Consider the following 15,943-nt stretch of genomic DNA (forward strand, 5'->3'; position numbering starts at 1 on the left):
TAATGAATAAGTATTTAGGGATTTTAGCCGTTATTTTGGCATCACTATTATGGGGCACGACAGGTACGGCAGCCACGTTTGCCCCAGCTTTATCACCTTTATTTATCGGCTCGTTTGCTATGGGTATTGGCGGGATTTTGCAATGTGGATTGGCTACCGTTAAGATTGTTCATGATCGTGCTTTATTAGCGGTACATTGCAGATTCTTGATCGTGGGGGCACTTGCTGTAGCTATCTATCCTTTAGCATTTTATTCTTCTATGCGTTTATCTGGTGTAACCATTGGTACCGTTGTGTCTATTGGTTCAGCACCCATTTTATCGGCGATAATTGAATATTTTAGTCGTGATTTTCAACTCAATAAACAGTGGGCTATGGGTGCTTTATTGGGGATTATTGGAATGGTGATGTTAGCTTTTTCTGACAATGCAAGTACAACAATCCAATATACTCATGTTAATTTAGGTATTTTATTAGGATTAGTTGCGGGCTTGACTTACGCGCTCTATTCATGGTCAGCAAGGCAATTAATGTTAAAAGGCGTTAATACTAAAGCGGCAATGGGCGCTACTTTTGGTTGTGGGGGATTACTATTAATTCCTGTTATGTTAATAACGGGCTCTGCTTTTGTTAATTCATGGAATAACATGGCAGTTGGATTTTATATGGCATTGATACCGATGTTTTTAGGTTATCGTTGCTACGGTTTTGGATTATCAAAAACCTCGGCCAGTATGGCAACAACCATTACCTTACTTGAACCCGTTATTGCTGCGATTCTTGCTATGTTAATTGTGGGTGAATACTTATCATTAATTGGTTGGATTGGCATGCTGTTGATCTTTATTTGTCTGATTATGGTAACCTTATCAAGTTTGGCTAAGAACTGAATATTTGGTATTTTTTCTTTAGCTATTTAATAAAAAAATTAATTCAATCCGCTACTCATCAATACTGTTTTTTGTCTTCTACAATTTTTCTTTAATAAGTAAGCCAAGAATATTTTTCTAAAATAAATAACAGACCTCTTATTTTGATGAAATAGTAAAAATATTAATTATTTCTGACAGATTAAAATCAAGAAAAAATCTCTAACTCTTTCTATCTCAATAATAAAATTCATACAGATTAAATAGACCTTTCAACTTTTTACACATGTAATAAGAATTTAAAAAATAATATTTTACGATACTGGATAATTAAATAGATGTTGTTAAAATAAACAGACTATATTTTAATCAAAATATAGTAAATCATAGATAATCACAAATAATAAAAGGGGATGATAAATATGAAAAAATTACTTACTTCTGGTTTGTTATTTCTATTTTTGGCGGGACCTGCTGGTGCACAAGCAGTTAAAGAGTCATTAAAAGATGTTCCTTATGATGAAGTACTAAAAATGGCAACGGAAAATAATGACCCAAAAGCGCAATATGATTTAGGTGTTCGCTACTTTCAAGGTGAGGGGGTTGAAAAAGATCCATTGAAAGCCAGACAATGGTATGAAAAGGCAGCTGCACAAGGCCATTCTGGAGCTGAATCTAATTTAGGATATATGTATGAGAATGGCATAACAGTTGATCAAGACTATGCTAAAGCCAAAGAGTTTTATGAAAAAGGTGCTGCAAAAAATGATGAATATGCTCTATATAATCTAGCTAGTTTATACAAAGAAGGCCGAGGTGTAGCTAAAGATCCCTTAAAAGCAAAAGAATTATTTGAAAAATCAGCCGAGCTAGGTCTTGTAAATGCGCAGTATTATTTAGGGGATATGTATTTAACGGGGGCAGGTATAGATAAAGATATCAATAAAGCTCGATATTGGTTTGAAAAAGCAGCCGAACAAGGGCAACCAGAATCTCAGTTTAATTTAGGGGTCATGTATGAAAATGGAGCAGCAGGTCTAACAAAAGATCATAACAAAGCAATGGAATTGATTGAAAAAGGATGTGAAGGCGGTGTAGAACACCCAATTTGTCAATGAGTTTGTTTATCGATTTATAAATTATAATCAGTAAAGTTAATAGCAATAAGTAATACGGCTTTATAAAATTTAAAAGGGGCAAAGTGCCCCTTTTGTTTTTTAATTTTAGTATATTACGGATTAACTTGTTTAGGATAATGCCGACTTTTAATCGATTTAAAATACCAGTAGAGTGCTGCATAAGCGATACCGGTTGATAAAAGGTCAGCAGTAGGTGATGATGCCCAAACGCCATCTAAATCGAAAAATAGCGGTAAAATATAAAGCGTTGGCAATAAAATTAAAATTTGTCTTGAAAGACTGAGTAAAATAGAAACTCTAGCCATACCAATACATTGGAAAAAGCTTGTTGTCACCATTTGGAACCCAACAAACGCAAATGAAAGCGTTGTATACCTTAGTGCAATAGCTGATATAGCAACTAAATCCGCTTCGGAACTGAATGCTCTAACCAGTACATCAGGCATAAAGCAACCTAATATAAACCCAGCACTCGTGATCACAGTAGCGATTTTTACTGCGTAGAAAAAGGTCTCTTTCACGCGTTTATAATTCTTTGAACCATAGTTATAGCCAATGATTGGTTGCATTCCTTGGTTAACGCCAATGACAATCATAATAATCAGGGTTATTAATCGATTTGCATTTGAATAACCGGCAATAGCATCGTCACTTGAAACATGAGAAATCTGCGCATAGTGAGTTAATTGCCAGTTTATAAATACCACTACCACAGACGCAGCAACTTGCATGGCAAATGGCGACATACCAATTGATAGAATCGATTTAATATAAGTTATATCAAGTCTAAAATTACGACGATATAGCTTGATATTACTGTTTTTGCTAACAAAGTGCTGCATTACAAACAAAAAGCTAATGAACATCGATAGGGTGGTTGCAAAAGCTGCGCCTCGCATGCCCCAACCTAAAGCAATAATAAAAATTGGGGCAAGAATAATATTGGCAATCACGCTAATAAACATAGTTACCATAGCTTTAAAAGGATAACCACTTGCTCGCATCATATTGTTGTAGTTGAAAGTCAATGTGATAAAAATACTACCCGGCAAAAATACCTCTAAAAACTCACGAGCGTAAATATGGTTGGTTGGGCTTGAACCAATAAAATGTAAAACAGGGTCAATAAAATAAAGCAATAACGCTAAAGTAATACCACTAAGTACCGCCGTTAACATGAACGAAGTACCCGCAACTTTTTCAGCTTTATCGATTTCGCCTCGACCTAAAAATATAGAAATACGGCTCGCCGAACCAATACCTACTAACATACCAATACCCGCAGCAAGATTCATAACGGGTAAAATAATGCCTGCACCACTCAATGCTTCGCGCCCAATCCAATGCCCAATAAAAACCCCATCAATAATGTTATACAGGGTATTGACGGTTGTCCCAATAATGGAGGGAAGTGCATATTGCCAAAATAATAAACTGATTTTTTTATTCTTAAAATCATTATAAATATCTTGAGGATTTGCCATATTATTTATTCCAAATATAACAGATTGTAAAAAAGTTTCAGATTAACATTACGTTTCAGTAAAAAATATTATTGTTAATTACACTATTTATCACTATGCTAATGGCACTTATGAAGTTGTCTTATCAAAAATGAGTTGGTGAGGTTTTTTAGCCACTAAGACTCAAGTTATCGTTATTAATATTTCTTAAATACCATTAGATTTTGTAAAGAAGTTTCAGGTTAACTATACGTTTTAGTATAAAATCTAACTAATTATCATTTGTTATCTAATCAGACTAATAAATTGTGGATAGCACTTTTTTAGTGCTTTGATAAAATAGTGGTAGTCTTACTTTTGCCATCCAAACAGGAATTCTAAATGAGTGTACAAATAGAAAAAGTTATTTTACATAAATTAATCAGAAAAAATGACACTGAAATTGAACTGCAACTTCGTGATTCAATGCTAAGCAATCAACAAGCGGTTGTCAATTTAATTGAGGATATTAACCGTATTTATAATAATAAAAGCAAAGCTTATGGGCTCTTTAATAGTGAAAGTCTGTTTGAACAATCGCTTAAAGAATTACGTTTAGGCAACCAAGATTTTTTGCATTTTAGTCAAGAATCGACCAAACAACTACGCAATGAACTCGCTAAATACCCGTTTGCCGAAGGTGGCACGGTGGTCTTTTGTCATTACCGTTATCTAGCTGTTGAATACTTAATTATTGCAGTATTAAATAGCTGTTCAAGTATGTTAGTTAATGAACAGCTTGATATAACCGAAACCCAATATTTGGATATTGATCATGCTGATATTATTGCACGAATTGATATCACTGAATGGGAAACCACACCCGATTCAAAACGCTATTTAACCTTTTTAAAAGGGCGAGTTGGGCGCAAAGTGTCTGACTTTTTTATGGACTATTTAGGCGCCAGTGAAGGATTAGATGCGAAAGCGCAAAATAAAACTTTAGTGAAAGCGGTGGATGACTATTGCCAAGAAATGCAATTTGATAAACAAGACAAGACCAGCGCCCGTGAAAATGTCTATAATTATTGTCAAGCTCAATTACAAGCCGGCGAAGAGATCGAACTCAAAAATCTGGCTAATGAATTGCCGGCTAATGGTGAAAATAATTTCGCTGAATTTGTGAAAAATAGCGATTACGATTTAGAAGAGACCTTTCCAGTTGATCGTAGTGCGTTGCGTCAACTCAAAAAATTCTCAGGTAGTGGCGGTGGATTAACCTTAAGTTTTGATTCTGACTTATTAGGTGAACGAATTAAATGGGATCCGCAAACTGATACACTAGTGATTAAAGGTGTTCCACCAAATTTACGCGATCAATTACAACGTAATAGCGGTTCAAACTAATCATCACATCCAATTATCAGGAACATAAAAATATGAAATACATTGGTGCTCATGTTAGCGCAGCAGGGGGAGTCGATAATGCTCCAATTAACGCCTATCAAATTGGCGCAACAGCTTTTGCCTTATTTACAAAAAATCAAAGACAATGGCATGCTAAACCACTTGAATCAGCCATAATCGATAGCTTCAAAAAACGCTGTGAACGATATGGCTTTACCAGTAAACAGATTTTACCGCATGATAGTTACCTGATAAATCTAGGTAGTCCTGATAGTGAGCAACTCGAAAAATCACGAACGGCTTTTTTAGATGAGATGCAACGCTGTGAACAGTTGGGACTCACCTTATTAAACTTTCATCCGGGTAGTCACTTACAAAAAATATCGGTTGATGACTGTTTAGCGCGTATTGCTGAATCGATAAATATCACTTTAGATAAAACCAAAAATGTGGTTGCTGTGATTGAAAATACGGCTGGGCAAGGATCTAACTTAGGTTATAAGTTTGAACATCTAGCACAAATCATTGACAAAGTTGAAGATAAAACTCGTGTAGGTGTTTGCATTGATACCTGTCATGCCTTTGCTGCTGGTTATGATTTACGTACCGAAAAAGCCTGTAAAGAAACGTTTGATGAATTTGAAAAGATTGTTGGCTTTAAATATTTACGGGGCATGCATTTAAACGATGCCAAAAGCGAACTTGCCAGCCATGTTGACCGCCATGATAGTTTAGGTAAAGGTAACATCGGTCAAACGGCATTTAAATTTATCATGCAAGATCCGCGAATTGACGAAATACCACTCATTCTTGAAACCATTGACCCAGATATTTGGGCTCAGGAGATTGCTTGGTTAAAACAACAGGAAAAATAATAAAATGTAAATGAAAATAGTACCGATATGTATATTGTTCTTAAGTTGTCGCTTTTATGCAATTGGCAATACACGAGAGCGATTAGAGATATTTAAGCTTAATCTTATTGATAATAGTGAGCCAAAATTCTATTTTGTATCGGTACTCGAAAGCAGGCATATTGTTATTTATAACAAAAATGGCAATAAAAACAATCCATTCAACCAATATTTTTGATATAAAGGATAGTTATAAAAAGGATAAATACCAATTACCCCAAAATATCGACAAAATTTTTTGACTGCAAGTGGCATATCCGAAACGGATAACTTATTCGTATATAATTATGAATACAATAAATTGTATAGTTTTCCCATTAGTAAATTAGAGGTATTTGCAATAAAAAGCGATTGTTTTCCTACTGATGAAAGAAATTATCACTTTGGATTTGCATTAGCGTTGAACCAACTACCTTAAGATTACGCTTCTAATGATACAACGTTTGTTTATATTGGAAAAAAAAGTCCTTTTGCTCAATAGCAACTAACTTTATTAGACTGGCAAAAAATTAGCAATTAAGAGTATGATTATTTAGCTCAAGTTCATGGATTACATTACTATTTAAGGCAATCTTTTTTGAGCTGAGATTACCCTGAATGTGGGGGAGCTATTAATTAAGAATGAGAAGAATAAAATCATTACGTAATGATGACCATGTTCTAAGTTCATTATACGGTGGTCTACCTTTAAATGGCAAAGATAACGATCATAAATACAAAAAACAATTGATCGGAAAGTTGTTTAAAAATAAATCGTTATTTGTTTTTGATTTTTTCTTAGAAATGAACTGCCCAGTGATAGACTTTATTGATTCATCTTTTTCTAGATATGACATAAAACTAAGCTGCTATCATCCTTATAGGTGTAGTGCATACTGAAGATTTTAAACAACCATTTAAATAAGAATAGGATATTTCAGACTCTGCAATAGCAAAAAAGCCGAGTTGAAAAAATACTGTCTAGGCTAAGTAGCGATGAAATTAGAAATATCACGGACTGAGTTCAACCTAATTCGGTCAGTATGGCTTTGCACCTGTTTAATTAAGTTATCTTTTAACTCAAATGGACTTAAATTAGCATACTGAACATAATCGATTGGTTTTATGATGATCTTGGATCCTTGTTGGGATAATTTAAACAAAAGCAATAATTAAAGGACATAATATATTTTAATGTCTTTAGTAATTTCGACTAATATCAAGTTGGTAATTTATATTTTAACGTTATACATCATGTTGTTATAGCGTTAGTAAGAGTATTAGTCTTGTTTTAATTAGTCAATTAAGTCTACTTTTAATTTTCTGCTGTCGCTTTGCCCTAGATCATCGATTACAGATATTTTGTAAATGCCACTTTTGTTGGGAACCCAATCTAGTGTATTTTCAACTGAACTACTACCAAGAAAATTTTTATCGACAAACCAATATAATTTCTTAACCTCTCCATCAGCAATGGCATTTAGCACAATTTTCTCATTTTCTTTATTACTTAACCTTAATTTGTAAACAACGTTTTTTAAAGGTGAAGTAATACGGGGTGGAGAACCCATATAATTTTGTGTTGTTTCGCAATGTGCTCTATTAGGTGGTGTTTTTTTGGGAATCCCCGCTTTAGCAAATACTTTAGCTAAGTCTGATGACCAATATTCATAAACTTCTACATGTGTATCCTCCGGATTGAAAGGAGGACAAGCAACTTTATTCGTTTTATTATCAATTACAACAGGACGATAAACTGTATCAACATCAATCGGTGATACTCCTGGTATAAACCACGTTTTACCCTTTATCTTACACCATTGCGTAACTAAATTCCCACTAGGTAAACAAATATCGACTTGCGTTAAGTTAGATGGAATTGTGTTTTGATAACCTTTATGATTTGGATAATAAGCAGTTATTGAATCAATAATATTGAAAAATAGGGGAGCTGCGGCATTAGCGCCAACAAAAGCATTATTGCTATGCCCGTCAAAATTACCCATCCAAACAATAAGAGTATAATTATTAAATCCCCCCGCGGTCCATGCATCTCGAAATCCCCAAGATGTGCCTGTTTTCCAATATATAGGTGTTAGAGATTGCTGTTTTTTAGCTAAAATATCTTCATTGCGCGTATTTTTTAATAACATATCTAATGTCATGAAACTCGCTTCAGGACTCAACAGACGCTGACTTAAATGTGTATGATTATCGGTATTTCTTGTCATTCTTAACGGTTGCCAAATACCTTGATTAGCTAACATTGCATATAGGGTTGCTAATTCTTGGGCTGTCACTTCACCTCCGCCAAGAACTAAAGCTAAACCATAATGATCTTCTGTGTTCATTTCGCGAATATGAGCTTGTTTTAAGAATTGATAAAATGAAGGTTTTTTTAATTTACCAGCAACATATACCGCAGGAATGTTACGACTGTGAATGAGTGCATCGGTAACAGAGATAGGACCTTTAAAATGGTGATCAAAATTCTCTGGCGTATAAAATCCGAAATCTGTTGCAACATCTTTTAATACTGTTTTGGGATGAATAATACTTTGATCCATACCTAAGGCATAAATAAAAGGTTTTAGTGTTGAGCCGGGTGAACGTTTAGCATCAGTTCCGTTAACTTGCCCTTGAATGCTACGATTAAAATAATTGGCCGATCCAACTAATGCTTTCACTTCCATTGTGTTGTTATCAACTAATAACACTGAAGTGTTATAAATTCCATTTATTTTATTGCGCTCAATAAATGCGCTGACTTGCTGTTCAATAATTGTTTGTAGATCTATTTTTAATGTAGTTTTAATGATTTGTTGTTCAGTATTGTTTTTTTGAATTTGTTGTTGCAGTATTTGGTCGGTGAAATGAGGGGCGATGAACGGTAATTGCTCTGGTTGACGCATCAATAGTGGTAAATCAAATAGTGCAGCTATATTATCTTCGGTTTCATAGTGTTCTTGCCAACGTTCAAATAATCGTTGCCTAGCATCAACTAATGCTTTTCCTGCAATTCCTTTTTTCTTGTCTATACGATAAGTAGGTGATTGAGGAAGAACTGTCAACGTTAACGCTTCAGGTAAGTTAACTTTATCAGCCGTTTTATCAAAATAAATTAACGATGCCGCTCCGATACTTTCTATATTTCGACCAAAAGGGGCATAATTAAGATAGGCTTCTAATATGTCATGTTTGGAGTATTTTAACTCTAATTCAATCGCTCTAAATATTTGCAGCAATTTACCATCTATTGTTTTCGTATTGATTTTCCAATGCATACGTGCCAGTTGCATAGTGATAGTCGATGCTCCTTGTCGATTACCACCCCCGATATAGGTTGCCCAAAATGCCCTTATCAAACTAAGCGGATTAAATCCAAAATGATAATAAAACCACTGATCCTCATGTAAAAGAAGACCATTAACGATGTGTGGAGAAATTTTTTCCAGAGGTGTCCATGTTCGATATTGTTGGTCGTTTGCTAATGTTATGCGCAGTAGTTTGTCGTTTTCATCATACAAAATAGTGGAATAATTTAGCGATTGGTTTAACGGTGGGTTAGGGGTTAAACGAAAGGCAATGATGATTAAAAAAAGAATAATAAAAATAACAATAATATTCCCAATATACCTAAATTGTTTTACCATTTTATTAAGTTACACCAATAATGATATAAAAATTAGAAAGCTAATGTTAGTAATCATGTAATAAATACAAAATAGCAGAGGGAAGACATTTACCCTCTGCCAATGGTTAATTAACGAGGCTCAATAATAATCTTATTTCCACCTTTAGATACCGCTTGAATATCTCGATCATACATTGCTTCACCATAAGCTGGAGGAACAGCGTACTGACCAATATTGGTCGCTTTTATCTGATAACTAAATGTTTGTACATGATCATTTCTAGTCGAACCATAAATAATCACGCGATCTTCTCTAACATCTGTATAGTCTGGATACCAAGTATATTTACCTGTGGCAATTGGTGATATCCACTGTTCTCCAGAATCATAATTATCATTTTCACTAGCATCACTTTGCTCATTGTTTTCAGATTCAGCATGATTATTAATTGCTTTTTGTTGAACAACTTCAAAACCACTTGGTAGCATATCAACAATTGCAATGTTGGTTAATCCTTCTTTAGATATTGAACGGACTCTAACGGTTACATTGATAGTATCACCTAATTTCACCGTATCAATTTGCTTACCATCGTTATCGGTAAATTCACGGTAAATTTCAAGCCCTTTATTAATTGGTTCTTGTTGAATTGAACGATCAAAGCCTTTCTGCGATATTGAATACCATGCTGGCAAATTTTTAGCGTTGTGGAGACTAATAGACTCTACCGAATCATTGAATTTTCCTTTAGCTAACAAATTTTTCAATTTAGCTATAGTTGCAATTTTTGCCTGTTGGTCGTTAGATTTTGTTGTGACAGTAAGATCGTTTTCATCTAACCCATGAGCTTTAATTGCAGAATTATAACTATCTAAAGCCAACATAGTCATGGCAGCCGATTGAGTAGTATAACGTTCCTCACTTAGCATTAACGTCATATTTTCAAGCGCTTGAGCAGGTATATCATCGATTTTATTATCAAAATGTTTTGAAATTAGATAGATTTTCCCAGCATCAATGACTAATGGATCATAATAATTGTGATTCCACCATGCATTATCATAGGCTTTGGAGAGATCCTTCCAAATTGGTTTTAAAAGATTATCAGCTTGTTTGTCCATTTTCAGCATTTTGTATGATGATGCTAAATACAATGCCGTAATATCAGTAGACCAAGATTTGTAATTATGATTTAAATCCTCAATGACTGAAGCAATTTGATTAGTTGTAATGATATTTTGTCTAGTTAGCAAGTAAATTGCATAAGCTCGTAACCGTAAGTTGTAACTATCAGTTAAACTACCAGAAGCAACTAATTTGACATATTTATTTGCATTTTCTAGTAGATCTTTTGGTATTACTAATCCTGCATCTTTTGCTTCCAGTAGGAAGTGAACCGTATAAAGTGTAATAAATGGATCAACATTATATGTTGAATACCATAAACCAATTGCGCCTTTACTATTTTGGCGGCTTTGTAGTTTTTGTATTACTGCGGTAAATGGTATTGTTTTATCGGTTATTAAATTGAATTCAGGATATTTATTGCCAATCACCAGTGGTAAAGCACGACTAACAATCTGTTCAGAACAGAAATATTCATAACCATCTAAGTATTCGGTAAGACCTTTAGCTAAGATCATTGGAGAATAAGAGACGCTAGCATTTTGTTCATTAAATTCTGGATACATTTGTCTTAACCCAGAAAATGTTTGTGTTTTACCATCCATTCGCCCCATAATTGTTTTTATTCGATAAGGAGTTATCGGACGAACAGAAGTACTTACTTGTCTTGTTATCGTTTTATCTTTATAAGTTGCTGTAAAGAGTAAATCACCACTACCTAATTGTTCGGTTGCTTTTAAACGAAAACTCAAAGTACCTTCTTTCATTGACGCTAACTTGATAGTTTTAATTGACTCATCTAAAACAGCTAGATGAGGCGTTGTGGTTAGCTTAACCTTAATTGGGATTTCTTCATTACCGATTTCAGTGATGTTATTTGCAACTAATAAACTTATTTCAAATTCATCGTTTGGCGTGACGAAATAAGGTACATTAGGGCTTAATACAAAGTCATTACGAACTGTAGTAGACGTTTGTGTAACACCCATTGTTTTCTTACCGACTGTCACAGCCATCACTCTAATTTTTCCACTGAAAAATTCAGGTACTTTATAATTAAGTTGTTTTTCACCATTAACGTCTATAATTCCGGACCAGTAGGTAACAGGCTGATCTGTCTTACGTTTAAATGGATTCAAATGAGCATTAAGTAGATCATCACTTTCCTGATCACCACCTGGTGCAGATAAAGTTAGTAAACGTTTATATTCAGGTAAGATAAGATCTAAAATCTGATCCGTTCTTACAGATAAGGCTTTTTTACGTATAAAGTTTTTAATTGGATTTTTTAATTGATAGCCAGCAACTTGTAAAATACCTTCATCAACTGCAAAAACTGCGACACGTTGTTCACTAGCGGTTTTAATTGTGATTGGAATTGTCTCTCCAGGTTTGATTAATTCAGGTGTTTCTAATGTTACTTTTTCCATAAATCTATCATCTGAAACCTTAAATGGAACAACACCATAACTAAGCGGACTCATGAATATTTCTTCTGAATTTGGATCACGAATAAACTGCACATTGATATAGGCATTTCCTTCCACTTCTTCAGGTAAAGTGATTTTTTGTACTGAGCTGGTAGTATCTGTTTTAAACCATTTCCATGCATAAACCTTATCCCTTTCGATAGTGATGATACCACTACCGATATAAGGTGCGGTTATTGCAATTTCTATATCTTGACCCGGTTTATATTCATTAGCATCAATTTTTAACATTAATTCACTATTACGATCTAATGAACGTGTTACATTTGCTGAGCCTGCTACCGTATATTCGGTTTGATAAATTACTTCATTTTGGTTATTTAACAATTGAAGAATATAGTTACCCGGGGTTTTAGTTGGAATCTGATAAACAGTTCCTTTATTATCAATTTCAAAAGGAATTTGTGAAATTTCCACATCTTTTTGTTTAGATTCATACTTATAAACACCTGAGGACTGTTCAACTAATATTGAAAGATATTTTTTCTCAAGGGTAACAAGTTTGAGGTTATCTAGTGTAATTTGATCTAAAGCTGGATTTATTGCAATGAGATTAAGCAAACGCTTGCTATCCCGTTTGATATAACTTAACCGACCATCAGATTTTGCCCCAACTAAATAATCAGATGCAGAAATCAAAATTGAATCAGTTGCAGCAACACTACGACCACTATTTGGTTCAAATACATCAGTCAAGAATTTGGCTACATATTGACCTTCAAAGTCTTCAATATGCAGATCAATATCAGCAATTCCTTCTTCATTTGTAAAATTGTCTTCAAGTTCAATTTTGAAATTACTACGGTTATTACCTACGCGATAAAACTGATAATCTTCATATTTTTTAAAACTAAATCTCGTTGGTTGTAAATATAATTTACTCTCAACTCGACGGTCTTGGGCTGCGGTTCCAAAGAGATTTTTTGCAGTCACTTTGGCAATTATATCCGATTGATTAATCCACCCTTGTTTGTTTTCAGTTACTATTTGTGCGGTAACTTTAGTTTTATCTGGTTCAAATTCTCGAATAGTCACTGAAGTAGAACCTAGGAAATTTTGATCATCATCCTCCGAATAATTTTTATCATCATCAATGTATAGATATACGTGCCATTGTCCAGTTGGAGAACTTTCTTCCGTTTTAAATGAAATCTCATTAAAACCGTAATCATCAACTTTGATTTTTTTAGTTGTAACAAGATTATTTTTAGCATCATAAATGTTGGCGGCTAACTTAATTCCATTCAATGATTTAGTCCAATCATCTGCTTTAATAATCATCCCTATGTGGAATGTATCGCCAGGTCGATAGATTCCTCTATCAGAAAATAGATGCGCGCGTAACTCTCCTCGGTCAATTGTTTCGTATTGACCATCTACATCAAAACGAGAGTAATTAAGTTTTCTGTCATAATAGCGATAACCTTTAGAAATTGGCAAAAATGACATATCTTTACCTTTTTCAATTAAGAATAACAACGGTTTAATGCCTTTATAGTAATCTGATAATGGTGCGAAATGGACATGACCAGTGTTATCGGTGATTGAAGATGTAATTTCAATACCATTGGCACCGAGTATGGAAACTTTAGCACCGGCAACAGGTAATCCACTGTTGATAGATTGCACAAAGAGATCATAAGAACCATCAAGTGATTTTTTATTTATAATGCCTAAATCTGTCACTAATATGAATCGAGAAGTGAAATAATCGTAAGGTTCATCACTTTCATTTGCATCATCATTTTGGGCATAGAGATTTAATAAAAATATTCCACGATTAGCTTCGTTTTTTTTCACATCTTTGTTAAGGTAGGGGGTCAAATCGAAGTCAGAGTAATGAACAGCACCTGATTTACCCTTAACATCTTTTATAATTGAATATTTTTCAACAAAATTATCACTTTTATAATCTTCAAAACTCATTGAACTAAAATTACTTTCATTATCGTAGACCAAATGCTGTAATTGGGATGGGATAACACGTTTGAGTTCTAACTTTATTTGACTAACATTACGAGAAACGACAGGAATCTTTTTATCACCTGACAGCGATAATAGGGAACCTGTAGCAGCGAAATTAAGCAATTTATCAAATTCATTAATTTGCATTAATTTCTCATATCTATTTTTAAATGTGTAGCCACCTTCGGATGTTAAAGATGGATCAACAGTAATAAATATCTGTTGACGTTGATCACCGTTTATTTCAAAGCTAAATTGATTTTGATAAGTTCTATTGTCGTCAGACTCAATGTATCTAGTTGTTAATCGTTTCGATTTATCTAAGACCTTTTTATCAATAAAATATTTAGTTTTGTATGTGTTATCGATTTTATCGTAATATTCTTCACTATATTTGGTGTTTGGATCGGGTAACTGCCAGATTGATAATGCTTTTTGTAAATCACTAGCTTTAACGTTATAATCTAAATTAATTGTGATAATTTGGCGTATTTCATTATTCGACAGTTCAACAAAGGAAATTTTAGTTGAATTGATATTAAGATTATATTTATTCGGTATATGGAGATCTTTCGAACTTTCTGAGGTTGTTGGCAATCCTCCCATTGAGGATGTTATACCCTTTGCAATATTTAATGATAAATACCGATTCCTATCAGCTACTTCTAATTTATCACTTTTTATATAAGCACGTGTTTTATCTTTATTATAATTAATTGTAAAGTTTACATTTCGAACAAATTCATAACGTTTATATTTTTGATCAGTATCTTCAAATAGAGATAGTTTTAAATTATTTTCAAAGGTTGTCGGATCGACAGGATGAGAGAATTTTACTTCATAAATACCTAGTTTTTCTTCAGCATCAATAGGATTTTGATAAAATTCACGGCTTATAATTTCAAAAGAAAAACCGGTTGTCTTGAATGTAAAAATATTATCTTCATTACTGATTAAATTGTTAGGATTAAGTAATTTTGAATCATCCAATTTAACCGTATAGGTTTCACCTATTGTCCATGGTTGTTCTGGTTTAAAATAGATATTTTCATCGTCATACCAACTCCAAGTCCCTTTAATTTCAGGTGAAATTTGAATACCCTCAGTTATTTCCTTACCAATTTTATCTAAAGGAGCAGGTGATCGTCTATGTCCAGTAAATTTGATTTTTAAATAAGATTGATTAGGATTAGTAAGCGTACCGGATTCTTTAGGCGCATAAAAAGAAATACCATACGTATTCACAATTACGGGAGCTGGCTCAATAGGTTTTGGTCTATTTAAGTACCAATGGTAGGCATAATTACCACTGAAATAGGCAACAATTCCCAAAATAACAACACAACCAATAATTAAACTATAGTTATTGAGTCTTTTAATTGATGATTGATAGATATCTTTAGCTCGTGGATACCAATTAGGTATCGACCAATTAATTTGACCAATAATCGGGCTTATAAGCCATAATATGGATCGTAAAACAATTAGTAGAAACAGTACAAAATAGAGAATCGCTTCTAGACCGATACAAAAGATGCGGTAGGGTAGACGGAGAATGAAACGTATTATATCCATGATATTCCTTATCATATCAATTAATTATCAATAATAGATATTTAATCGCAATAAAAATCAATAAATAGCAAATATATTAAGTTTTAATTTATTATTTTTGGTGTGAATAATTTAGTATTACTAAAAACAAAGTAAATACTTAGGTGAAAGTATAAACGATAAATAAAATTAATTGAATGGCTATGGTTATTTTTTAAAAATAAAAACCGCGCGTCTTGGTGCTGGATAACGTTCAATATTTGAAAATATTCATTTATATAATGACAAACACCAATAGAGTGTCCATTTAATTCCGAGAACTGAAAGAAAAATTTATAAAAAGAAATAATATTTACTAACGGGTTCATACCGTACTAAATTGCTCAATTTGGCAGGTATATCTATCAAATGAGAGCCATGGTTA

The 15,943-nt window shown here is 33.5% G+C and carries 7 protein-coding genes and 1 pseudogene; 4 read left to right on the forward strand and 4 right to left on the reverse strand.

Features of this window, described 5'->3' with window-relative positions:
• Positions 1-2: 2 nt before the first annotated feature.
• Positions 3-890: a DMT family transporter gene (locus H3T96_RS02335; protein ID WP_144091100.1), complete on the forward strand. Its 888-nt coding sequence runs from the start codon at positions 3-5 to the stop codon at positions 888-890.
• A 401-nt stretch (positions 891-1,291) separates the two neighbouring features.
• Positions 1,292-1,987, forward strand: coding sequence for a tetratricopeptide repeat protein (locus H3T96_RS02340; protein WP_172398411.1), 696 nt, complete (start codon positions 1,292-1,294; stop codon positions 1,985-1,987).
• 113 nt (positions 1,988-2,100) lie between these two features.
• Here the strand turns inward: H3T96_RS02340 and H3T96_RS02345 are convergent, their stop codons facing one another.
• Complete coding sequence (locus tag H3T96_RS02345) at positions 2,101-3,492, reverse strand: MATE family efflux transporter (protein WP_144091102.1); 1,392 nt, start codon at positions 3,490-3,492, stop codon at positions 2,101-2,103.
• Between the two features lie 360 nt (positions 3,493-3,852).
• Between H3T96_RS02345 and yejK the strand changes: the two genes are divergently transcribed.
• Both yejK and nfo read left to right on the forward strand, forming a co-directional pair.
• A complete protein-coding gene (yejK, locus tag H3T96_RS02350) occupies positions 3,853-4,857 on the forward strand; it encodes a nucleoid-associated protein YejK (RefSeq protein WP_086327586.1) in 1,005 nt (334 codons plus the stop codon).
• Positions 4,858-4,889: 32 nt separating this feature from the next.
• On the forward strand, positions 4,890-5,732 hold the full coding sequence (gene nfo / locus H3T96_RS02355) for a deoxyribonuclease IV (RefSeq protein ID WP_039127110.1): 843 nt from the start codon (positions 4,890-4,892) through the stop codon (positions 5,730-5,732).
• A gap of 936 nt (positions 5,733-6,668) precedes the next feature.
• Here the strand turns inward: nfo and H3T96_RS14960 are convergent.
• The 3 genes and pseudogenes from H3T96_RS14960 to H3T96_RS02365 form a co-directional block, all read right to left on the reverse strand.
• Positions 6,669-6,877: pseudogene (locus H3T96_RS14960) on the reverse strand (bifunctional aspartate transaminase/aspartate 4-decarboxylase); the annotation flags it as partial.
• A gap of 168 nt (positions 6,878-7,045) precedes the next feature.
• Positions 7,046-9,403 (reverse strand): penicillin-binding protein 1C, encoded by a 2,358-nt coding sequence (gene pbpC / locus H3T96_RS02360; RefSeq protein ID WP_144091104.1) that lies wholly within the window; start codon positions 9,401-9,403, stop codon positions 7,046-7,048.
• Between the two features lie 110 nt (positions 9,404-9,513).
• Positions 9,514-15,540 carry an alpha-2-macroglobulin gene (locus tag H3T96_RS02365; protein WP_186279196.1) on the reverse strand — a complete coding sequence of 2,009 codons (6,027 nt, stop codon included), beginning with the start codon at positions 15,538-15,540 and terminating at the stop codon, positions 9,514-9,516.
• Positions 15,541-15,943 lie beyond the last annotated feature (403 nt).

The organism is Gilliamella sp. W8136 (assembly GCF_016101285.1).
GTDB lineage: Bacteria > Pseudomonadota > Gammaproteobacteria > Enterobacterales > Orbaceae > Gilliamella > Gilliamella apicola_N.

Bases quoted from the DNA above. Each gene is read 5' to 3' on its own strand.
- H3T96_RS02335 (WP_144091100.1), top strand. From the start codon at position 3: ATGAATAAGTATTTAGGGATTTTAGCCGTTATTTTGGCATCACTATTA.
- H3T96_RS02340 (WP_172398411.1), top strand. From the start codon at position 1,292: ATGAAAAAATTACTTACTTCTGGTTTGTTATTTCTATTTTTGGCGGGA.
- H3T96_RS02345 (WP_144091102.1), bottom strand. From the start codon at position 3,492: ATGGCAAATCCTCAAGATATTTATAATGATTTTAAGAATAAAAAAATC.
- yejK (WP_086327586.1), top strand. From the start codon at position 3,853: ATGAGTGTACAAATAGAAAAAGTTATTTTACATAAATTAATCAGAAAA.
- nfo (WP_039127110.1), top strand. From the start codon at position 4,890: ATGAAATACATTGGTGCTCATGTTAGCGCAGCAGGGGGAGTCGATAAT.
- pbpC (WP_144091104.1), bottom strand. From the start codon at position 9,403: ATGGTAAAACAATTTAGGTATATTGGGAATATTATTGTTATTTTTATT.
- H3T96_RS02365 (WP_186279196.1), bottom strand. From the start codon at position 15,540: ATGGATATAATACGTTTCATTCTCCGTCTACCCTACCGCATCTTTTGT.